We start from the raw sequence: 256 nt of genomic DNA, 5'->3' as shown, positions 1-256 counted from the left end.
ACATCGTCAACGGCTCAAAGATCTGGACCACGCATGCACATTTAGCCGACCACATCTTCTGCCTGGTGCGCACCAGCAACGAAGGGAGGCCGCAACAGGGCATCAGCTTTCTGTTAATCGACATGGCCACACCCGGGGTGTCTGTTGAGCCAATTATCACCATGGCCGGCGATCACGAGGTTAACCAGGTTTTCTTCGACAATGTCAGGGTGCCCCAGAGCAATCGCATTGGCGAGGAAAACAAAGGCTGGACCTA

Annotated in this window: 1 protein-coding gene; it reads left to right on the top strand. The window is 54.7% G+C overall.

Annotated elements, in window-relative coordinates:
- Positions 1 to 256, top strand: a 256-nt coding sequence (locus A3709_RS20850; RefSeq protein WP_197484335.1) for an acyl-CoA dehydrogenase family protein, incomplete at both ends; no start/stop codon positions are given.

The organism is Halioglobus sp. HI00S01 (genome assembly GCF_001635445.1).
Taxonomy (GTDB): Bacteria; Pseudomonadota; Gammaproteobacteria; order Pseudomonadales; family Halieaceae; genus Halioglobus; species Halioglobus japonicus.
This window is presented reverse-complemented; position numbering and strand designations above follow the sequence as displayed.